This window comes from Mesorhizobium denitrificans, from assembly GCF_003403035.1.
Taxonomy (GTDB): Bacteria; Pseudomonadota; Alphaproteobacteria; order Rhizobiales; family Rhizobiaceae; genus Mesorhizobium_G; species Mesorhizobium_G denitrificans.
Window position 1 is genome coordinate 307,828 of record NZ_QURN01000006.1, and the last position, 17,955, is coordinate 325,782.

Sequence of the window (17,955 nt, forward strand, 5' to 3'; positions counted from 1 at the left end):
TGCAAATCGGTTGAATCACACTTATAGCGTCAATGCCTATCAGCAGAGCCCATCTCGGCCTCTTGTTTGGCCTGCTCGCGAAAAATTCGGCGGATAACTTTTCCTGTCGTGGTCAGTGGAACCTGTTCAACAAATTCGATCTCGCGCGGATATTCATGAGCCGACAATCGTTCGCGCACCCAAAGCTGGATTTGTCGCGCAAGCTCCTCTGTCGGCTGCACGCCCTGCTTCGGCACGACATAGGCTTTCACGATTTCGGTGCGCACCTGGTCTGGCTTCCCCACTGCCGCAGCCAGCGCCACATCGGGATGGCCAATAAGGCAATCTTCGATCTCGCCGGGTCCGATGCGATAGCCCGCAGAGGTAATCACATCGTCGTCGCGCCCGAAGAAATGAATAAAGCCATCAGTATCCACATGGCCTTGGTCGCCGGTCAGCATCCAGCCGTCGACGAATTTCTTTTCGGTCGCAGTTTCATCCTGCCAGTAACCCAGAAACATCACCGGGTCTGGCCGCAGCACCGCGATCTGTCCTGTTTCGCCCTGTGGCAAAACCTTGCCGGCCGCGTCGATAATTTCCACCCGATGGCCGGGAACGGCGCGGCCCGTCGCGCCAGCCTTGGCGGCGCCCAGTTGTGCGCAAGAGCCTATCACCAGATTGCATTCCGTCTGGCCGTAAAACTCGTTCACAGTCAGGCCGAACTCGCGCTCAGCCCATTCAAAGGTTTCGCGGCCCAGCTGCTCCCCGGCAGACATGATTGCGCGCAGGCGCAGCGATTTATCTTTCGCGCGGCTATCTGAATTTTTCATCATGCGCAGTGCGGTCGGCGGCAGGAAAGCCAGCGTCACGCGCATGTCTTCCATCAGCCGTAGCGCGGTTTCCGGTGAAAAGCGCTCGAACCGCCCCGCAACCACAGGAATCCCGAGAAAAAGCGCGGGCAGCATCGAATTCAGTAATCCGCCAGCCCACGCCCAGTCGGCGGGTGTCCACATCACATCGTCCGGCTGCGGCGGAAACTGATACGCCATCTCGAAACCCGGCATATGGCCGAGCAACACGCGATGTCCGTGCAACGCGCCTTTCGGCGGTCCGGTGGTTCCAGATGTAAAAATCATCAGCGCCGGATCGTCAGGTGTCGTTTCTGCTGCCCTATATCCGTTTCCGCTGGCCAGCAATTCATGAAAGGGGAGGCCGGCGCCATTTCCTTCGGTCACCATCACATGCATGAGTTCGGGCAGCTTTGCGCGAATTGGCTCCAGTGTGGCCGCGCCGCGGGCATTGGTAATAACTACCTTCGCGCCACACGCGCGCAGCCTGTATTCAAGCGCCTCCATCCCGAACAGAAGCGCGAGCGGCACTGCAATCGCGCCCATCTTGTAGATCGCGACATGGCTGATTGCCGTCTCGAATGATTGGGGCAGCAGCAGCGCAACGCGGTCGCCTCGCGCAATTCCCAATCCTGTTAACGCGCTTGCGAGCGAATCGGATTGCTGTGCCAGCGCGCCGAAGGTGAGGGCGGTTGAATTGCCTTCGCCCTCGTAGGAATAAACCGCGGTTCGATCTGGGTCGATGTCCGCCCAGCGATCTGAAACGGCGACGCCGATGTTGAATTTCTGCGGAATCTGCCAGCGGAAGTCCCGATAAAGCGCATCGTAGCTGTCGCGTTCTTCGAGCATGGAAAGTCTGGTTTTCATAACGTTTTTTGCTGACTTTTTAACTGAAAGCCAAGAGCGTTAAGAACTGTGAGCATTGTTCCCAGGGTCGGATTACCTGCTGCGCTCAATGATTTGTACAGATGTTCCCGGGCCAATCCAGTTTCGCGCGATAGTTTTGTCATGCCCTTTGCGCGCGCAATGACGCCCAGCGCATTGGCTATATAGGTCGCGTCGCCAGTCTCGAAGGCATCGTCTAGAAAAACCTGTATTGCCTCATCGCTTTTCAGCAAATCGGCTGGATCAAAGGTCGAAAAGCTTTCAGCCATTTTCAGTCCTCCATTCCAATGCGATTTCCTTTGCCCGGCGAATGTCGCTTTGCTGAGTGCTCTTGTCACCTCCGCAAAGCAATAGAATCAAAACTGCACCTGCATCGACAAAATAGACACGGTAGCCCGGCCCATAGTGAATTCGCAGTTCGCTGATCCCGGCACCAACTGGTTCGACATCGCCGGCATTTCCTGCAGCAAGGCGATTCAGGCGTGCAGCTATCAATGCCTTGGCGCGCTCATCCTTCAGTTTGCTGACCCACTTCTGGAAGCTGGTCGATTGCAGCAATGATTTCATGGGAAATGTAACTTATAAAATACAGATTTTCAAGCAATAGCTGAGATGAGAAATGGTGCCCCTAGCCGGAATCGAACCAGCACTCCTTGCGGAATCCGATTTTGAGTCGGACGCGTCTACCAGTTCCGCCATAGGGGCCCGAGGTGCAAAATCGCACCGGACGGGAGCGGCAGTACACGAATGCGGCTTTCCTCGTCAACAGTGCTTATCAGGAATCAATCACGAGGCGTTTATGTTGTTCATTGCGCGCCGCCATTGCTCCGGGCTCGAAATCTCACTAGACACGCGACATCGCCAAATTCGGATGCGCAATGCTTCGCAAACTTTATGACTGGACGCTGTCGCTGGCGGCGCGCAAATCGGCAGAGTGGTGGCTTGCCATCATCGCTTTCGTGGAAAGCTCCGTCTTTCTGGTTCCTGCCGACGTTCTCTACCTGCCAATGGCGTTGTCGAGGCCAGATCGCGCCTATCGCTATGCATTGGTCGCGACTATTGCCTCGGTGCTCGGCGGCATCGCCGGGTGGTTCCTCGGCCATTACGCTTATGAGGGCCTGGCAAAGCCGATACTGGAATTTTACGGCAAGCTGGATGAATTCGAGCACCTGAAAAACTCGACCGGCATCGGGCTCATCATCATTCTGCTGGTTACGTCCGGCCTGGCGCATTTGCCGCCCATCAAGGTGGTCACGATTCTGTCCGGCGTCGTCGGCGTCAATATCTGGCTGTTTATCCTGCTGGCTATTGTCGCGCGTGGTGCGCGCTTCTTTGCATTGGCGTGGCTGCTCAAGCGCTATGGCGAGCCGATTCGGCATTTCATCGAAAAACGTCTCGGAACAATTGCGGCGCTTGCTGCCGCTGCCGTGATTTTGCTCTACATCGCCATCAAATATCTGCACTAGCTAACAGGACTGCCTGACATGAATGCCGTCACGCCTTCGTCGACTCATCTGCGCGTCGCGCTTTTTCTTGCAGTGGCGATGGCGATCACGGTCGGCACGGCGCTCGGGTTCCAGCACATTGGCGGCTACATTCCCTGCAAGCTTTGCTATGCGCAGCGCACGCCATACTACGTCGGTGCGCCGCTCATGTTGCTGGCTGCGTTGTCGGCCTATCTGCGCTGGCCGCCCATGTTGACGCGCGTCCTCTTGTGGATCGGTGCGGCCATCATGGCCTACAGCCTCTATCTGGGCGTGAAGCACGCAGGTGTCGAGTGGAACTGGTGGGCCGGTCCGACTGATTGCGGCGCGGTTGCGCCTGTCGACACAGGCGGGAAGGGCGTGCTCGATGCCATCAACACTGTCATCCCGCCATCCTGCGACACCGCTGCACTGCGCGTACTCGGCCTGTCGTTCGCTGGCTGGAACGCAGTCGTAAGCTTTGTGCTGATGTTGGTTGCGGGTTGGGCTGCAGCGAAGCGCGCTTAAGGCTCCAGTTCGACATCCCAGTAGAGATAGTCCATCCAGCTTTCGTGCAGATAGTTCGGCGGGAAGAGCCTGCCATTATTGTGCAGGTCATGAACGGTTGGCTGGTATGGCTTTTGGCGCGGCCACATTTTGGCCTGTGCGGGTAGCAATCCGCCCTTGCGCAAATTGCAGGGGGAACATGCGGCGACTACGTTCTCCCACGTCGTCGCGCCGCCGCAACGCCGTGGGATAACATGATCGAATGTGAGGTCCTGGTCGGTCCCGCAATATTGGCAATGGAATCTGTCGCGCAGGAAAACGTTAAAGCGCGTGAAGGCTGGATAGCGCGAAGGCTTCACATAGGATTTCAGGCACACGACGCTCGGCAGCTTCATCGAGAAGGTCGGCGACGAAACCATGTGCTCGTATTCAGCGACAATATTCACGCGATCAAGGAACACAGCCTTGATTGCGTCCTGCCAGGACCACAGCGACAATGGATAGTAGCTGAGCGGGCGGTAGTCCGCGTTCAGCACCAGAGCCGGTAGCCCATCGGGAGACACGGCGATCGTCACTCGTTCACCTCCGCCCAAATCACTGGTGCTGACAATGTATGCCTGACGTGACGAGATTGTGAAGCGCTCTTGCGCATTGCACCATCGTCCAAACGTAGAAATTCTTCAGTTTTGTTGTGGCGCGGGCGCAGTCATCAGGCCGTCGCGCCCCTTTATGGAGCGGTAATAGGCCCAGAACAGCCGCGCCGCGACCGCGCGCCATGGCGACCATGATTCGGCCATTGCCGCCAGAGCCTTATCGCCGGGGCGTGATTCGAGGTTCAACGCGTGGTGCACGGCTGCCTGCAAAGCCACATCCTTGGAGGGGAACACGTCGGGATGCCCGGCAGCCGTCAGCAGATAGACCTCCGCCGTCCACGGTCCTATTCCGGATACGGAAGTCAGCGCAGCCATTGCCGCTTCGCCGTCCAGATCAACAACGCTTTCGAGGTTGAGACCGTCTTCGATTGCCCGGGCAATTGCGATCAGCGCCTTTTGCTTCGGTCGCGAAAGCCCCGCCTGCCGGAACGCTTCATCATCGGCCGATAGCAATGCCTGCGGAGTCAGCGGATGAAACAGCGCGCTGAAACGCGCGTGGATAGCCGCAGCACTGGCCGTGGAAACCTGCTGCGATACCACCACCGCTGCAAGGCTTGCGAAGCCCGGCGGGTGCAGTCGTAGCGGGATGCTGCCCGCTGCTTCGCGCACGCCAAGCAGCCGCGCATCTGCCTTGCAAAGCGCCTCCAGCCCTTCCGCAATGTCTTCAAGCGTTGCTATCCGCCGCATGAGTCTTTCCCGTTTCGGCGTGTTTGCACTATCTATCTCACATCGTTCCGCACAACCCGATTCTGGCAGCAATGAACGCGCCTACCTTTCGTTTCGCACCAAGTCCAAACGGAGAGCTTCATCTGGGCCACGCCTGTTCGGCGCTGCTCAACCAGCGCCTCGCCAAAGAATCAGGCGGGCGCATGTTGCTGCGCATTGAGGACATCGACATCACGCGCTGCACGCCGGAATTTGAGCAAGGCATATACCGCGATCTCGAATGGCTCGGCGTCGGGTGGGAACAGCCTGTTCGTCGGCAGTCGGAGCATTTTGATACCTACAGCGAAGCGCTGGAAAAACTGCGCAAGACGGGTCTCATTTACCCCGCCTTCCTGAGCCGCGGTGAAATTCGCGCCTACATCACCGAGCAGGAATATTGGCCGCGCGATCCTGACGGTGCGCCGCTCTATCCGCCGCTAGACCGCCACGCGAGCGCGGCTCATCGTCGCGAAAAAATCGCGTCCGGCGTGCCGTTTGCCTGGCGTCTGGACATGGAAAAGGCAATCGCTGCCGTTGGGCCGCTCCACTGGAACGAGCTTTCATCCAACGAAACCATCAGCGCCGAGCCGCAGCTTTGGGGAGACGTCATCATCGCGCGCAGCGACATCCCGACGAGCTACCATCTTGCGGTCGTGGTAGACGACGCGCTTCAGAACGTAACGCATATCGTGCGTGGTCGCGATCTCTTCGCGGCAACCTCGGTGCAGCGCGTCCTGCAGACGCTGCTCGGCTTGCCTGCTCCAGCCTACCATCATCACAAGTTGATCCTTGGGCCGGATGGCAGAAAGCTTTCGAAAAGCGAGCAAAGCACTGGTTTGCGTGCGCTGCGCACAGCCGGCAAAACGCCTGCAGATATCCAGCGGATGCTGGACCTTTGAAGAAAGCGCGCATTGAAGGGGCAGCGGAAACGACCACGCCACCTTGACATTTGTGGCCCAAGACCCGACTTCCTTGCCTCCCAAGGAGAAACGCATGGCGCAGGCAGAACGCTCAACCATCGACCCCGAAGAAGTCGAACGCTTTTCGCGCATCGCAGCGCAGTGGTGGGATCCTGTGGGCAAATTCCGCCCGCTGCACAAGTTCAACCCCGTCCGACTGGCCTATATCCGCGATCAGGTCGCGGAGCGCTTCGGGCGTGATCCGCTGGCGGCGCGTCCGTTGGATGGCGTGCGTATCCTCGATATCGGCTGCGGCGGCGGCTTGTTATGCGAGCCCATGGCGCGTCTTGGCGCGACTGTCGTCGGCGTCGATCCAGCAGAGCGCAATATCGAGGTCGCGCGTTTGCACGCCGCCGAGGGCGGTCTGAGCATCGATTACCGCGCAACCACTGCGGAGGCTCTGGCCGATGCAGGCGAGAAGTTTGACGTCGTGCTCAACATGGAAGTTGTCGAGCATGTTGCCGACATCGACCTCTTTATTGCCCGCACCAGCGAGATGGTGAAACCCGGCGGGCTCATGTTCGTCGCCACCATCAACCGCACGCTAAAGGCGCTCGGCCTTGCAATTATCGGTGCGGAATATGTGCTGCGGTGGTTGCCGCGCGGCACGCATCGTTACGAAAAGCTGGTGCGGCCGGAAGAATTGGAAACTGCAATTTCCAGCGCCGGATTGACTGTGATCGACCGGGCGGGCGTTTCCTATAATCCGATTGCAGACCGGTGGAGCCGCTCCAAGGATATGGACGTGAACTACATGCTGCTTGCCGAGCGCGCGACCTGAGCCTTTGTCGTCATGGCAATGCCTGCTGAAATCACCAACGCACCGAGCCAAGTCAGCAGGCCATAGCTTTCGCCCAGAAACAGCATTCCGGAAATCAGGCCAACGGCAGCAGCGACGTAGCCGATCTGGCTAAGATAGACCGGCCCACCAACTGCTTGCAGCCGGAAGAAAAACGCAAACATCAGCGATGATGCGGCGACCTGTGCGGCCACGACCAATGGAATCGAGCCGAGCACGGCGAAATGCGGCCCACCAGTCGCGAGCATCGCAATCACCAGCATGAGTGCTGACGCCAAATGGCTGCCGACTGCAAGCTCGATTGGTCCAGCGCCCCCCGGCCAGGCAATCGTGCGATAAACATTGCCCGCGGCCAATGCGAGCGGAATGCAAAATCCGATCAGAACCCAGTGCAATTCTGCGGGGCGTCCCGCTTCACCGCGCGTCCACGCAACGACCAATGCGCCGATAAAGCCAACGGCTATTCCTGCAATGCCGAGCGCTGTCGGTTTGCGCACTTTCAGGAGAATGGAAAGTACCAGGGTAAAAACAGGCGAAAGCGTGAACATGATGCCCGTGTAGCCCGCTCCAAGGTGCGAAATGACAGAGAACATCACAATGTTCGGGATTGCGTAGGAGATTGCAGCGACACCAAAGAAATAGCGCAGCTTTTGGCCATTCAGCGAAATTCGCTCGCCTCGCATAAGCAGGGCAATGAGAAGCACAGTCCCCGCACCGAATGAAACCACGAAGGCCCACATAAGCGGCGCAACGCCCACGGCTGTTGCTACCTTGCCAAATGGCAAAACCAGCCCCAGCAGCGAGCCGGTGACAACGAGCAGGGCGAATGCCGAATCCCAGATGAATTTCATGCGCGCTTTCTAGACGGCGCAGGCTCGCCAGCAAATCGCAAGGCGATATGCCAGCTCCCGGCCCTAGTTGCGGTCTTCAGGTACAACCGGCAGAGGCATGAATTCCACGCCATCTTCGACGAGCGAGCGAGCTTCCTCTGGTGTCGCCTCGCCATAGATGCCGCGCTGGTCAGCCTCGCCGAAATGAATCTTGCGCGCCTCTTCGGCAAAGCGGTCGCCAACATAGTCTGCATCCGCTTTCACCTTTTCGGCAAACGCTCTCATCTCGGCCATCACCTGCCGCTGCTGTTCGCCCATCGCCAGCGCTATTTTTTCCTGCTTGCGCGAGGTGGAAACCGCAGGCGCCATCAGCGCCTTTTCAATCTTTGTGCTGTTGCAACGCGGACAATCGACAAAGCCGCGTTTTTTCTGGGTGTCGAAATCATCGTTTGAGCGAAACCACCCCTCAAACTCATGCGCATTGTCGCAAATGAGAGAGAACCGGATCAAGATGCGGCTCCCTTGAGTTCAATCGCCGCAACCTCATCCACCTCAAACGCACGCGCGTTTTTGAGGTTCGGAATTTTGGCGCGCGCCGCCGCCACCTGCGCGGTGTCTATTTCCGCAACGATGGTGCTGGGTTCGTTGCTGTCAGCCTCCGCAAGGGTTCGCCCCCACGGATCGATAATCAGCGAATGGCCATAGGTTTCGCGGCCGTCTTCGTGCACGCCACCTTGCGCGGAAGCTATGACAAACGCTCCATTCTCGATTGCGCGGGCGCGCAGCAGCGTGTGCCAGTGCGCCTCGCCCGTCTGGCGGGTAAAAGCCGCGGGAACGGTGAGCACCTGCGCGCCAGCCAACGCCTCGGCGCGGAACAGTTGTGGAAAACGCAAATCGTAGCAGATCGCGAAACCGAGCTTTGCAAACGGCAAATCCGCAACGACCGCACGTGTTCCCGGCTCGTAGGCTGATGACTCGCGCCAGCTTTCGCCGTTGTCGAGATCGACGTCGAACATATGAATCTTGTCGTAGGTTGTGATCAGCGCGCCATCGGGGCCATGCAACAGCGCGCGGTTCGCCAGCTTCCCGTCTTCGCGCAGAATTGCCGTCGAGCCCACATGCACGAAAATGCCGAGTTCAGCCGCAAGGCGCGAGGCGGTTTTGGCAATCACATCGCGCTCAACCGAAGTGAACAGCGCAGCGCGCGCATCCTTGTTGCGGATAAGACCGCCGGTCATTTCCGGCGTCTGGATGTAGCGCGCACCTTTGGATGCGGCCTCCCGCACCAGTCGCTCGAAATCCACCGCGTTGCGATCCGGGCTTGTGCCCGAGCGCATCTGAACGGCGGCAGCGAGAAAAACACTCATCTCAATCAACCCAGTTTGCCATTTGCGAGAAGTCCGTCGAGCCTGCCCTGATCTTCCAGGGCATGAAGATCGTCACTGCCGCCCACATGCACGTCGCCAACGAATATTTGCGGGAATGTGCGTCGGCCAGAGCGCGCCATCATCTCTGCGCGCAGTTCTGGACTAAAGCTTGCGTCATGCTCGGTGTAAGCAACGCCCTTCCTGTCGAGAAGGCGTTTGGCTGCTGCACAATAGCCGCATAACGCGCGCGTATAGATCGTTACTTCAGGCATGTATCACCAGTTCCGTTGCCGACTTATATAGTCTCAGGCTCATCTGGCCGAAAGTCCCCCGGCAAAACCCGCGCAAATGTGAGCACATCGACCGCCGTTGCGCCACCCTTCAGCAGTGCTTTGGTTACGGAATAGACCGTCGCGCCTGTCGTGTAGACATCATCTATCAGCAGCACGCGGCGTCCCTCTATCTCGATCCGGTGTTGCTGTGGCACTGAAAAGGCGGTCCGCACGTTTTCCTGCCGCTCTGCAAGTTTAAGTCCCACCTGCTGCCGCGTGTTCTTTGTACGCACCACGACATGCGGCGCAAACGGCTTCTTCGACAGCCCTGCAAGCGCACGGGCAAGCTCCGCCGATTGATTAAAGCGCCGCCAGAAAAATCTCGAACGATGCAGCGGAACCGGCACGATCATGTCTGCATCACGCACCAGTTCTGAACCAGCGCGCAGCATCCATTGCGCCATGCGCGGTGCGAAATCGGTCTGGTCGCGATATTTCAGGCTTTGCACCATCACACGCGCCAAACCGCTATAGGACACGGCGGCTCGCGACCTCTGAAAAGGCGGTGGATTTGCAATTGCATCGGCCGAGAGAAACCCCTTGCCCATATCGTGAGAGAAAGGCGTACCCATAACCTCGCACCACGGCTTTTCTAAAAAGCGAATGCCAGGCCAGCATCCGGCGCATAGAGTGCCGGGAGCAGAAACAAGACGCGCACAACCAATGCAGGTCGCCGGGAAAAGAATTTGAGCGGTACGATCCGCAAATGAACTAAAAAAAGCCTTGAGCGCAGTCATCGCTTGCTTCACCAGAAACCGCGCTGGTATTGCGCAAGCAAGCGCGCGGCACAACAGGAAAGAAACGGCAATTGCAGCCACTCTTCGACACGGATCTTTTGCTCGCTCGCAAGCTGCGCGCCTTGCGTTCGCGTGTCGATGGTGCAGATTTCCTCATGGCGCGCGTTGCTGAAGATCTCGCCGAGCGGCTTGCCACGGTCGAGCGTAAATTCAAACGTGCCATCGCCGTTTTCTGCACCACAGACGACGCAGCGCGGGTGCTTATGGAAAGCGGCAAAGTCGGCAGCGTCGTCCGTGTTGAGCGTGACCCTGCTTTGCTGGGTACGAGCGAAGGCATTGTGGCTTCAGCCGAGGTATTGCCAATTGAACCGGAAAGCGCCGATCTGGCTGTTTCCTTGCTGGCATTTCAGGAAATCAACGATCTGCCCGGCCTTCTGTTTCAGATTCGACGCGCGTTGAAACCCGATGGGCTTTTGCTGGCCGCAATGGCGGGCGGCGAAACCTTGCGGGAATTGCGCGAGTGCCTGCTCATCGCCGAGACGGAGCTGACCGGTGGCGCTGCTCCGCGTGTCGCGCCGTTTACGGACGTTCGCGATGCCGGTGCCCTGTTGCAACGCGCGGGCTTTGCCCTGCCGGTTGCCGACATTGAGATCATAACCGTGCGCTATGCGCATTTGTTCGCGTTGATGGCTGATCTGCGTGCGATGGGGGCGACGAACGCATTGATGGACCGTAGCCGCAGGCCGGTTTCCCTCCGACTTTTTACGCGTGCAGCGGAAATCTATGCAGAACGTTTTGCCGATCCCGACGGACGGATTCGCGCTACGTTTTCGATTGTATGGTTGTCCGGTTGGGCACCGGATGCGTCGCAGCCGAAACCGCTGAAGCCGGGCTCAGCGCAGGTTTCGCTCACGCAGGTGCTGAAGTAGCTTCCCTATTGGGAATTGGCCAAGGCGTCGCCTACAGTTTGGGCGTTGTTGTTCCAAAGCGCATTTACCGAGAAGCCTGCACTCTTTGCTCCGCCAAGGAGCGCGACACAAATCAGCGCAGCAATCAATCCATACTCGATCGCTGTCGCGCCACTATCATCAATTAAAAATATTCGCGCTATATGTAGCATGAGGTTTCCGCCCATCTATGACTCGACGGTAGCAGGCGGTTGTTAAAAAGCTTGATGCGGCTTTGCTAAGATTGCAGCGGAATAGTCGCGCATCCGTTCAGCATGTGCCGGTGCTCGTGCCGTCTTGCCGAATAATGCACACAGCATCCGGGGACGGTTGCAGCACGCTTCTGCGGATCGTGTAGGTGTTGCCTTTATCGATAGAGCCAACCTGCATCGCGTCGATACCAGCGCCATCGGCCCATTCGCTGCTCCGCTTGTCCAGAGCCGGAACGATAATGACTGTCAGTGCGGCTATGCCGAGACCAAACAGCAGCGTGGCGCGCAAAAGCCCCATGCCAGCTTCACGCATGCTCCAACCCCTTTCGCTGCGAACGATGTCCCAGCCGCTTTCCTGCTCCATAATATCCCTCACCACGCCGTTTCGCGCATAGGTTGTGGATTTTGAAGAGAATTTTCACGTTCGGCTCAACGACTCGTTAACAAACCACCGATGATCGAAATACCGTTAACAGGCGGTGAATCGGCGCCGCCATCAGAGAGGCGATGTACCCCCTCATCCACCTGCCGCGACCTTCTCCCCTTGGGGGTGAGGAGTGGTCGGCGGAGCGGATGAAAAGCCCAAAAATAGGCTTTTCAAATGACAAACGCCCGGAGCCATCGCGCAGGGCAGGGTGGTGCCCGCAGGCGGCTGAGGGTATGTTAGCCAACCCTTACACTTTTGGAAACACCGTCGAGCGCTTAACCACGCCATAGGCGAAGCTCGTATCAATCGACGCTATGCCTTCAATCCTGTGCAGCTTGGTGCGCACAAATTGCTCATAGTCGTGGAGGCTCTCGATCAGCACGCGCAACAGATAGTCCGCGTCACCGGTCATGACGTAACAATCGAGGATTGAATCCAGATCGCGAATCTTGCGCTCGAATGCCGCGATAACATCTTCGGAATGGCGCTCTAGCCGGATGCGCACAAAGGCAGTGATGGGCAGGCCATATGCCTGCTCGTCGACAATCGCCGTATATCCCTTGATAACGCCTGCTTCCTCAAGCAGACGCAGGCGTCGCAGACAAGGCGAGGGCGAAAGCGCTACGCGCTCCGACAGCTCCTGATTGGTCAGGCGGCCATCCTGCTGCAGAGCCGCGATAATTTGTCGATCTTTGCTATCCATTGAGCAATCCTTTGGCAGAATCTGCCAAAGGAAATGCCATGCGCAGCTTGGATTTGAAACAGCGAATATTACGCCGCGAGCGCGGACGGGACATTCGGCAGCGCCTGCTCCAGATCCGCGATAATGTCCTCAATGTCTTCGAGGCCCACCGACAGGCGGATAAGCCCTTCCGAAATGCCGTGTGCGGCGCGCTCTTCGGGCGTGTAGGTGGAATGCGTCATGGAAGCCGGATGCTGGATCAGCGTCTCGGTATCGCCAAGGGACACCGCGCGATGGATCATGTTCAGCCGATCCATCATCGTGCGCCCCGCATCGTGGCCGCCCTTGAGTTCAAAGGCGATCATTCCCCCAAACCCCGGCATCTGCCGCAGCGCCAGTTCATGTTGCGGGAAGGAAGCAAGGCCCGGAAAGTAGACCCGGCCAACCGCCGGATGCGCTTCCAGCATCTTCGCGACAATCATCGCATTTTCGCAATGGCGTTCGACGCGTAGCTTGAGCGTCTTCAATCCACGCAGCACCAGCATGGCGTTGAACGGAGCCATTACCGCGCCGGTCATATCCTTCATGCCGACGAGCCGAACCTGCGTCATATCCTCGGCGGAACCAACCGCGATGCCGCCGACCAGATCGCCATGACCGCCCATATATTTGGTCGCTGAGTGCACGACGATATCGGCACCCAGTTCAATCGGGCGGGTCAGCACCGGCGTTGCATACGTGTTGTCCACGACAACCTTGGCGCCCCGCGCCTTGGCAATCTTCGAAATCGCCGCAATGTCGACCAGGCGCATGTTCGGGTTCGCTGGCGTCTCGAAATAGACGATGCGCGTCTTGTCGGACATAGCCGCTTCAACAGCCTGCGGATCGGTCATATCAGCGTAGGTGATCTTGATGCCGAACCGCGCAAGACCCGTGCGCATATAGGCAAATGTGCAGCCATAAAGCGTCTTGTCAGTGATGATCTCATCGCCCGGCACGAGAAAAGTCCACAGAACCGACGTGATCGCGCCCATGCCGGATGCGAGCGCCAGCCCTGCCTCTGCGCCTTCCAGATCGGCACAGCGACGTTCCAGCAGATCGAGCGTCGGGTTGGAAATGCGCGAATAGAAATAGCCGGGACGCTCGCCAGCAAAGATCGCAGCGCCCTGATCGACATTCTCAAACGTAAAGGTAGATGTCAGGTGCAGCGGCGGCGTCAGCGCGCCTTCGTGGTCGTTCGGATTATAGCCAAGGTGAATGGCACGCGTTGCAAAACCAGCAGACTTGTTCGACGCCACGAGAAACTTCCTCCCAATATCGCCCGAAATCGGACAATCGTTTACGGTCGAAGTCTCTCACCAATCGCGGGGCAAGTGCTGCCAAACTCTGCTTATAATCGTGCGGTTTTTAGCAGATGTGATAGCTCGATGAGTATACCACTAGCGAAATATGCTAAAGCTCTGATTTTCAGCTAAAGCAGGTCGATAAGGAAAGGAATGAGCGGTGCGTCGGCCGGTGGCATGTCATAGTCGCGCAGCTTCGTCGGCTTCACCCATTTCAGTGCCTGCGCGTCCAGCGGCTGCGGAATGCCCGTAAATTTGCGGCAAACATAAAGCGGCATCAGCAGGTGAAACTTTTCATAGCTGTGACTGGCAAAGGTCAGCGGCGCGAGGCAGGCGGTCTGCGTCTCAATACCAAGCTCCTCACGCAACTCGCGAACCAGCGTTTCCTCCGGGGTTTCGCCGGGTTCGACCTTGCCGCCCGGAAACTCCCAAAGCCCCGCGAGTTGCTTGCCTTCGGGGCGCTGCGCGATGAGCACGCGACCATCGGCGTCAACGAGCGCGCAGGCAACGACGAGCAGAATCGGACGAACTGGCGTTTCCAATCTCATGCTCCCGGCGGACGACGATAGTGATAGCGATAGACTTCCGAGAAGCCGATTGCGTTGTAAAGCCGAAGCGCAGGTGCATTGTCGGCTTCAACCTGCAGCCACGCCTGTTGCGCGCCGCGCAAACGCGCCCAGCGCAAAGCAGAGAGCACGACGCGGCGGCCATAACCTTTGCCGCGTTCGCGCGGACCGGTCGCAATCTCGAAGAGCCCCGCCAGATCGCCGTCATGCACGCAGACAGCGGTCGCCAGTGGCGTGCCCTGATCTTCAAGCACGAACAGCCCGGCTTCCGCATGGATTGAACTGATGATCTCGGTAAGACCGGGGCGAAGGGCTGGGTCTATCGCGTGAACTGCCATCGCAGCATTGATGAAGCGGCCGATGTCCTTCAGCGGAATTTGCAGGATCGCGTTATCTACGGGCAGATCATCCAGATTTGCCCGCATCACCAGCGATTCAGACATTGTCTGCCAGTTCTGACTGTCGAGATAATCGGAGATCGGTCGGCCCGATAGGGGCGAAAGTCGAAATGTCGGCGCACGCCCATACGCCTCAAACCAGCGTGCTGCGCGCTCGACGCGCTCTTCAATGTTCTGCACGTCGCCGGGGTCGAGCGGATTGACCGAGTTCAGCCGCTTGGCCGGGTGCCCCGCATTGAGCCGCACGACCCATGTGCCGTCATAATGCACGGAGGCCGCCGGCCACGCGCGAAATCCTGCCGCCTCAAACCGCCGAACCAATGGAAGGCTTGTGCCTCCCGTGGCATTGGTGCCGGTTGTAATCATCAGCTGCGGTAATCGCCATTAATGGCGACATATTCCTTTGTCAGGTCGCAGGTCCAGACCGTCGCCTTACCGCGACCGATGCCGATATCGGCGCGAATGCGGATTTCATCACTCTTCATATATGTAGAAGTCGCTTCTTCGGAATAATTCGGGTCGCGTTCGCCCTGATGCGCAAGGCGATTGTCGCCGAACCAGATTGAAAGAAGGTCGCGATCGGCAGGCTCGCCGGATTTTCCGACAGCCATCACGACACGTCCCCAATTGGCGTCTTCGCCGGCAACGGCAGTCTTCACAAGCGGCGAGTTTGCAATTGAAAGCGCGATGCGTTTTGCCGAACGTGCAGAACGTGCGCCGGTTACAGTGATCTCAACCTGTTTGCGCGCGCCTTCGCCGTCGCGAACAACCTGAAGCGCAAGGTTCTTCAATATCTTGTTCAAGCCACGCTTGAAAGGCATCAGCGCCGGATCGCGCGGGTCATTGATCCGCTTCGCGCCGCGCTTGGCCGCTGCGCCCGTGGCAAACAGCAACAGCGTGTCGCTGGTGGACGTATCGCTGTCCACGGTGACGGAGTTGAATGTTGCGCCCACACCTTTCGAGAGAAGCTGCTGCAGCACCGGGGCGGCAATGGGCGCATCGGTCGCGATGAACGAGAGCATGGTCGCCATGTCGGGCGCGATCATGCCTGCGCCTTTCGCAATACCGTTGATGGTTACATCAACATCGCCCAGCTTCACCGTAATGGTCGCCACTTTCGGATATGTATCCGTGGTCATGATGGCCTTGGCCGCATCCAGCCAGCGATCTTCCGTTGCCTGTCCCACCATTTCGCCCAGCAAATGGGTAAACTTTGCGGGGTCGAGGGGTTCGCCGATAACGCCTGTCGAAGCTTGAAATACTTCCGACACCTTGCAGCCCGCCGCGCTGGCCGCAGCTTTGCCGGTTGCAGCGGTCGTTTCGCGGCCCTTTTTGCCGGTAAAGGCATTGGCATTGCCCGAATTCACCACAAGTATGCGCGCTTTGCCGCCGGGCAGGTTTTCGCGGCAGTAATCGACTGGCGCCGAAGGGCATTTCGAGCGCGTGAAAACGCCCGCAACTTCGGTGCCCTCATCCAGCAACATTGTCAGCAAATCGGTGCGGTTGCGGTATTTTATGCCCGCTTCGGCTGTCGCGATGCGCACACCTTTGATCGCTGGCATCTTGGGGTATTTCCGAGGTGCGAGAGGCGAAATCTGATCAGACATGGTGACAATCGACCTGTTTGAGATGTGTGTTCCGTTTGCCTTAGACCGGCGCGGCACGCAAGTATCGCGAGGTTCTTTCATGTTCGAAAAAAATGGCCTGAAAATGCCTGTCGCCTCTCCGACCTTGCGCATCGACGTTTGCAACAGGTTGTAGATATTATATTTCTAATATATAAGCCTCTTCTAATAGTGCTAGACGGAATGAGAGGCAATATGGGCGATCAAGGGCTCGGCGCCCAGCATGTCGACGAAGAGCAAGGCTTGTCCTTCAAGGAAGTTATTCGGAGACTTTGGGCACATCGGGTGGTGCTCGCATTATTGCCACTGTTTTTTCTGGGCTTGGGAATTGCGGCGACCTTGGCATTCAAGGCACATGATCGAAGCATTATATCCTATCAGGTCAAGCTTCTCGGTATACGCAACGGCACATACCCAAACGGTACAGCCTTTTCGCCGAATGATTTGAAATCTGGCGCAACGCTTGCAAGACTGGCCGAAAAGTTCGGGCTGGAGGCTGAGGAACTGGAAGCCGCCATCGCCATAAATTACGACAACCCGGTGTCCACCGGCATCACCAGCAAATACGAGCAGAAACTCAGTGTTCGAAATATGCAGCCTGCTGTTATCGACAGCATCAATACTGCATACGCGGACGAACTGGCCACATCTATGCGTAGCGGTTTGCGCATTGATGTTAATAACGCGATATTGGGGCTCACCTATAACGATGCCATTTCATTGGCGTTCGCGATACCGCCCACCTGGAACGAAACTTATCTAAAAAACAACCGCGTGCTTGCTGATACCAAGCTCAGCGAGATTGCGGTCACGCCAATTCCGCAGGCTATTTCCGGCAGTGCCAGACTATTGGTGGCGGGCGAGCAGCTCTATCGCATTGAGGATGGGCTGAAAATAATCAGCGAGGATAACCGGCTCTCCGGCCTTACGACTTCGGAAGGCATGAACGCCAACGATCTGAAAAATATGGTGACGGAGTTTCGAACGGCCTACTTCAATCCCTTGATGGCCGGCGGGTTTTCGGCGCAAGACCCGGTTGCCGTTACCTATCGGGAAGCGATGACGCGTCAGATCGAAATTCTCAAAAATCTCATATCCGGCCTTGATGGAAATCTGGCTCGCTTGACGGGTCGTGAGATATCCCAGTCCGCGGATTTCGGCTTCGCTCAAGGGCCGAATCTCGATCAAGGTGCATTGGAAACGGTCATATCGCTCGTCAAGGACAGCACTTATGCCTCTTACGTTGAGGAACAACTGGATAAGCGTCAAAGTTTGATCGGCGAAATGTCTACGGTGCGCTCCCGCTTAGATACGCTCATCTTCCAGAAAGATTCGGAAAATCTGGCAATGCCGACGCTTACACTTCCGGTCGAGAACAGACTGGCCGAACTGGGCCTCAAATACCGGGATCTGTTTGCCGCGGCCCAGTCCCGCTTGATCCAGACAAGTGGTCGTTTTTACCGGGTGGCAAGCACGCCTGCCGCGTCTTCGCGCAGCATTATCGAAAACATTGCGGTGCCGGGTGCTGCTTTCATTGCGGGCCTTATTATCGCACTAATTTATGCGTTGCTCTCGCATTCGGTTCGGTCGGCGTTGCGGGAGAAGAGAAGTGTGGCACCTGTGCCAATCCGCATGATCGCCAAGACGGAGCGCGCCCAAAATTAGCAGGTACTGACCCTGGGCGCTTGACG

The 17,955-nt window shown here is 57.7% G+C and carries 23 protein-coding genes and 1 tRNA gene; 6 read left to right on the forward strand and 18 right to left on the reverse strand.

Features of this window, described 5'->3' with window-relative positions:
* Window positions 1-29 precede the first annotated feature (29 nt).
* The 4 genes from DY251_RS10185 to DY251_RS10200 form a co-directional block, all read right to left on the reverse strand.
* A complete protein-coding gene (locus tag DY251_RS10185; RefSeq protein ID WP_116623842.1) occupies window positions 30-1,676 on the reverse strand; it encodes an AMP-binding protein in 1,647 nt (548 codons plus the stop codon).
* Window positions 1,677-1,690: 14 nt separating this feature from the next.
* Entirely contained in the window at window positions 1,691-1,981 is a 291-nt protein-coding gene (locus DY251_RS10190; protein WP_116623770.1) for an addiction module antidote protein, read from the reverse strand.
* Complete coding sequence (locus DY251_RS10195; protein WP_116623771.1) at window positions 1,974-2,279, reverse strand: type II toxin-antitoxin system RelE/ParE family toxin; 306 nt, start codon at window positions 2,277-2,279, stop codon at window positions 1,974-1,976. Before DY251_RS10195 ends, DY251_RS10190 begins: the two co-directional genes overlap by 8 nt.
* Before the next feature lie 53 nt (window positions 2,280-2,332).
* Window positions 2,333-2,417, reverse strand: a tRNA-Leu gene (locus tag DY251_RS10200).
* A gap of 173 nt (window positions 2,418-2,590) precedes the next feature.
* Between DY251_RS10200 and DY251_RS10205 the strand changes: the two genes are divergently transcribed.
* Together DY251_RS10205 and DY251_RS10210 are read left to right on the forward strand one after the other, a co-directional pair.
* Window positions 2,591-3,178: a YqaA family protein gene (locus DY251_RS10205; protein WP_116623772.1), complete on the forward strand. Its 588-nt coding sequence runs from the start codon at window positions 2,591-2,593 to the stop codon at window positions 3,176-3,178.
* A gap of 18 nt (window positions 3,179-3,196) precedes the next feature.
* On the forward strand, window positions 3,197-3,703 hold the full coding sequence (locus DY251_RS10210; protein WP_116623773.1) for a disulfide bond formation protein B: 507 nt from the start codon (window positions 3,197-3,199) through the stop codon (window positions 3,701-3,703).
* On the opposite strand, the gene DY251_RS10215 is transcribed toward DY251_RS10210, so the two are convergent.
* Both DY251_RS10215 and DY251_RS10220 read right to left on the reverse strand, forming a co-directional pair.
* Entirely contained in the window at window positions 3,700-4,257 is a 558-nt protein-coding gene (locus DY251_RS10215) for an HNH endonuclease (protein ID WP_116623774.1), read from the reverse strand. The two genes, DY251_RS10210 and DY251_RS10215, sit on opposite strands and share 4 nt — an antisense overlap.
* Before the next feature lie 105 nt (window positions 4,258-4,362).
* Window positions 4,363-5,022 (reverse strand): DNA-3-methyladenine glycosylase family protein, encoded by a 660-nt coding sequence (locus tag DY251_RS10220; RefSeq protein WP_116623775.1) that lies wholly within the window; start codon window positions 5,020-5,022, stop codon window positions 4,363-4,365.
* Between the two features lie 71 nt (window positions 5,023-5,093).
* Here DY251_RS10220 and gluQRS point away from each other — a divergent pair, with 71 nt between their 5' ends.
* Both gluQRS and ubiG read left to right on the forward strand, forming a co-directional pair.
* The gene (gene gluQRS, locus DY251_RS10225; protein WP_116623843.1) at window positions 5,094-5,939 is read left to right on the forward strand and encodes a tRNA glutamyl-Q(34) synthetase GluQRS; all 846 of its coding nucleotides are present in this window, start codon (window positions 5,094-5,096) and stop codon (window positions 5,937-5,939) included.
* A 94-nt stretch (window positions 5,940-6,033) separates the two neighbouring features.
* The gene (gene ubiG / locus DY251_RS10230) at window positions 6,034-6,780 is read left to right on the forward strand and encodes a bifunctional 2-polyprenyl-6-hydroxyphenol methylase/3-demethylubiquinol 3-O-methyltransferase UbiG (RefSeq protein ID WP_116623776.1); all 747 of its coding nucleotides are present in this window, start codon (window positions 6,034-6,036) and stop codon (window positions 6,778-6,780) included.
* Here ubiG and DY251_RS10235 read toward each other — a convergent pair.
* The 5 genes from DY251_RS10235 to DY251_RS10255 all read right to left on the reverse strand — a co-directional run bounded on the left by DY251_RS10235 (window position 6,750) and on the right by DY251_RS10255 (window position 10,064).
* Window positions 6,750-7,649, reverse strand: a complete 900-nt coding sequence (locus DY251_RS10235) for a DMT family transporter (protein ID WP_116623777.1) — start codon at window positions 7,647-7,649, stop codon at window positions 6,750-6,752. The genes ubiG and DY251_RS10235 overlap by 31 nt on opposite strands.
* Window positions 7,650-7,712: 63 nt before the next feature.
* Window positions 7,713-8,138: a DUF1178 family protein gene (locus tag DY251_RS10240; RefSeq protein ID WP_116623778.1), complete on the reverse strand. Its 426-nt coding sequence runs from the start codon at window positions 8,136-8,138 to the stop codon at window positions 7,713-7,715.
* The gene (locus DY251_RS10245; protein WP_116623779.1) at window positions 8,135-8,995 is read right to left on the reverse strand and encodes a carbon-nitrogen hydrolase family protein; all 861 of its coding nucleotides are present in this window, start codon (window positions 8,993-8,995) and stop codon (window positions 8,135-8,137) included. Before DY251_RS10245 ends, DY251_RS10240 begins: the two co-directional genes overlap by 4 nt.
* Window positions 8,996-9,000: 5 nt before the next feature.
* Window positions 9,001-9,267 carry a glutaredoxin 3 gene (gene grxC, locus DY251_RS10250; RefSeq protein ID WP_116623780.1) on the reverse strand — a complete coding sequence of 89 codons (267 nt, stop codon included), beginning with the start codon at window positions 9,265-9,267 and terminating at the stop codon, window positions 9,001-9,003.
* A 23-nt stretch (window positions 9,268-9,290) separates the two neighbouring features.
* Window positions 9,291-10,064 carry a ComF family protein gene (locus tag DY251_RS10255; protein WP_116623781.1) on the reverse strand — a complete coding sequence of 258 codons (774 nt, stop codon included), beginning with the start codon at window positions 10,062-10,064 and terminating at the stop codon, window positions 9,291-9,293.
* 71 nt (window positions 10,065-10,135) lie between these two features.
* Between DY251_RS10255 and DY251_RS10260 the strand changes: the two genes are divergently transcribed.
* Window positions 10,136-10,993 (forward strand): methyltransferase domain-containing protein, encoded by an 858-nt coding sequence (locus DY251_RS10260; protein ID WP_116623844.1) that lies wholly within the window; start codon window positions 10,136-10,138, stop codon window positions 10,991-10,993.
* A 5-nt stretch (window positions 10,994-10,998) separates the two neighbouring features.
* Here the strand turns inward: DY251_RS10260 and DY251_RS10265 are convergent, their stop codons facing one another.
* From DY251_RS10265 to argJ, 7 genes are all read right to left on the reverse strand, one after another.
* The gene (locus DY251_RS10265; RefSeq protein WP_245415914.1) at window positions 10,999-11,199 is read right to left on the reverse strand and encodes a Flp family type IVb pilin; all 201 of its coding nucleotides are present in this window, start codon (window positions 11,197-11,199) and stop codon (window positions 10,999-11,001) included.
* A gap of 82 nt (window positions 11,200-11,281) precedes the next feature.
* The gene (locus tag DY251_RS10270; protein ID WP_116623782.1) at window positions 11,282-11,587 is read right to left on the reverse strand and encodes a hypothetical protein; all 306 of its coding nucleotides are present in this window, start codon (window positions 11,585-11,587) and stop codon (window positions 11,282-11,284) included.
* Window positions 11,588-11,897: 310 nt separating this feature from the next.
* On the reverse strand, window positions 11,898-12,353 hold the full coding sequence (locus DY251_RS10275) for an Lrp/AsnC family transcriptional regulator (protein WP_116623783.1): 456 nt from the start codon (window positions 12,351-12,353) through the stop codon (window positions 11,898-11,900).
* A gap of 68 nt (window positions 12,354-12,421) precedes the next feature.
* Window positions 12,422-13,630, reverse strand: a complete 1,209-nt coding sequence (locus DY251_RS10280) for a methionine gamma-lyase (RefSeq protein ID WP_116623784.1) — start codon at window positions 13,628-13,630, stop codon at window positions 12,422-12,424.
* 173 nt (window positions 13,631-13,803) lie between these two features.
* A complete protein-coding gene (mutT, locus tag DY251_RS10285) occupies window positions 13,804-14,217 on the reverse strand; it encodes an 8-oxo-dGTP diphosphatase MutT (RefSeq protein WP_425373289.1) in 414 nt (137 codons plus the stop codon).
* Window positions 14,218-14,219: 2 nt separating this feature from the next.
* Window positions 14,220-15,005, reverse strand: a complete 786-nt coding sequence (locus DY251_RS10290; RefSeq protein ID WP_116623786.1) for a GNAT family N-acetyltransferase — start codon at window positions 15,003-15,005, stop codon at window positions 14,220-14,222.
* Entirely contained in the window at window positions 15,005-16,246 is a 1,242-nt protein-coding gene (argJ, locus tag DY251_RS10295; RefSeq protein ID WP_116623787.1) for a bifunctional glutamate N-acetyltransferase/amino-acid acetyltransferase ArgJ, read from the reverse strand. The genes DY251_RS10290 and argJ overlap by 1 nt, the downstream gene beginning before the upstream one ends.
* A gap of 213 nt (window positions 16,247-16,459) precedes the next feature.
* Between argJ and DY251_RS10300 the strand changes: the two genes are divergently transcribed.
* Window positions 16,460-17,929, forward strand: coding sequence for a hypothetical protein (locus DY251_RS10300; RefSeq protein ID WP_116623788.1), 1,470 nt, complete (start codon window positions 16,460-16,462; stop codon window positions 17,927-17,929).
* Window positions 17,930-17,955 lie beyond the last annotated feature (26 nt).

What these genes read in the sequence shown, in the direction of transcription:
- DY251_RS10185 (WP_116623842.1), bottom strand. Translation starts at nt 1,676, where the DNA reads ATGCTCGAAGAACGCGACAGCTACGATGCGCTTTATCGGGACTTCCGC.
- DY251_RS10190 (WP_116623770.1), bottom strand. Translation starts at nt 1,981, where the DNA reads ATGGCTGAAAGCTTTTCGACCTTTGATCCAGCCGATTTGCTGAAAAGC.
- DY251_RS10195 (WP_116623771.1), bottom strand. Translation starts at nt 2,279, where the DNA reads ATGAAATCATTGCTGCAATCGACCAGCTTCCAGAAGTGGGTCAGCAAA.
- DY251_RS10205 (WP_116623772.1), top strand. Translation starts at nt 2,591, where the DNA reads ATGCTTCGCAAACTTTATGACTGGACGCTGTCGCTGGCGGCGCGCAAA.
- DY251_RS10210 (WP_116623773.1), top strand. Translation starts at nt 3,197, where the DNA reads ATGAATGCCGTCACGCCTTCGTCGACTCATCTGCGCGTCGCGCTTTTT.
- DY251_RS10220 (WP_116623775.1), bottom strand. Translation starts at nt 5,022, where the DNA reads ATGCGGCGGATAGCAACGCTTGAAGACATTGCGGAAGGGCTGGAGGCG.
- gluQRS (WP_116623843.1), top strand. Translation starts at nt 5,094, where the DNA reads ATGAACGCGCCTACCTTTCGTTTCGCACCAAGTCCAAACGGAGAGCTT.
- ubiG (WP_116623776.1), top strand. Translation starts at nt 6,034, where the DNA reads ATGGCGCAGGCAGAACGCTCAACCATCGACCCCGAAGAAGTCGAACGC.
- DY251_RS10235 (WP_116623777.1), bottom strand. Translation starts at nt 7,649, where the DNA reads ATGAAATTCATCTGGGATTCGGCATTCGCCCTGCTCGTTGTCACCGGC.
- DY251_RS10245 (WP_116623779.1), bottom strand. Translation starts at nt 8,995, where the DNA reads ATGAGTGTTTTTCTCGCTGCCGCCGTTCAGATGCGCTCGGGCACAAGC.
- grxC (WP_116623780.1), bottom strand. Translation starts at nt 9,267, where the DNA reads ATGCCTGAAGTAACGATCTATACGCGCGCGTTATGCGGCTATTGTGCA.
- DY251_RS10255 (WP_116623781.1), bottom strand. Translation starts at nt 10,064, where the DNA reads ATGACTGCGCTCAAGGCTTTTTTTAGTTCATTTGCGGATCGTACCGCT.
- DY251_RS10265 (WP_245415914.1), bottom strand. Translation starts at nt 11,199, where the DNA reads ATGGGCGGAAACCTCATGCTACATATAGCGCGAATATTTTTAATTGAT.
- DY251_RS10270 (WP_116623782.1), bottom strand. Translation starts at nt 11,587, where the DNA reads ATGGAGCAGGAAAGCGGCTGGGACATCGTTCGCAGCGAAAGGGGTTGG.
- DY251_RS10275 (WP_116623783.1), bottom strand. Translation starts at nt 12,353, where the DNA reads ATGGATAGCAAAGATCGACAAATTATCGCGGCTCTGCAGCAGGATGGC.
- DY251_RS10290 (WP_116623786.1), bottom strand. Translation starts at nt 15,005, where the DNA reads ATGATTACAACCGGCACCAATGCCACGGGAGGCACAAGCCTTCCATTG.
- argJ (WP_116623787.1), bottom strand. Translation starts at nt 16,246, where the DNA reads ATGTCTGATCAGATTTCGCCTCTCGCACCTCGGAAATACCCCAAGATG.
- DY251_RS10300 (WP_116623788.1), top strand. Translation starts at nt 16,460, where the DNA reads ATGGGCGATCAAGGGCTCGGCGCCCAGCATGTCGACGAAGAGCAAGGC.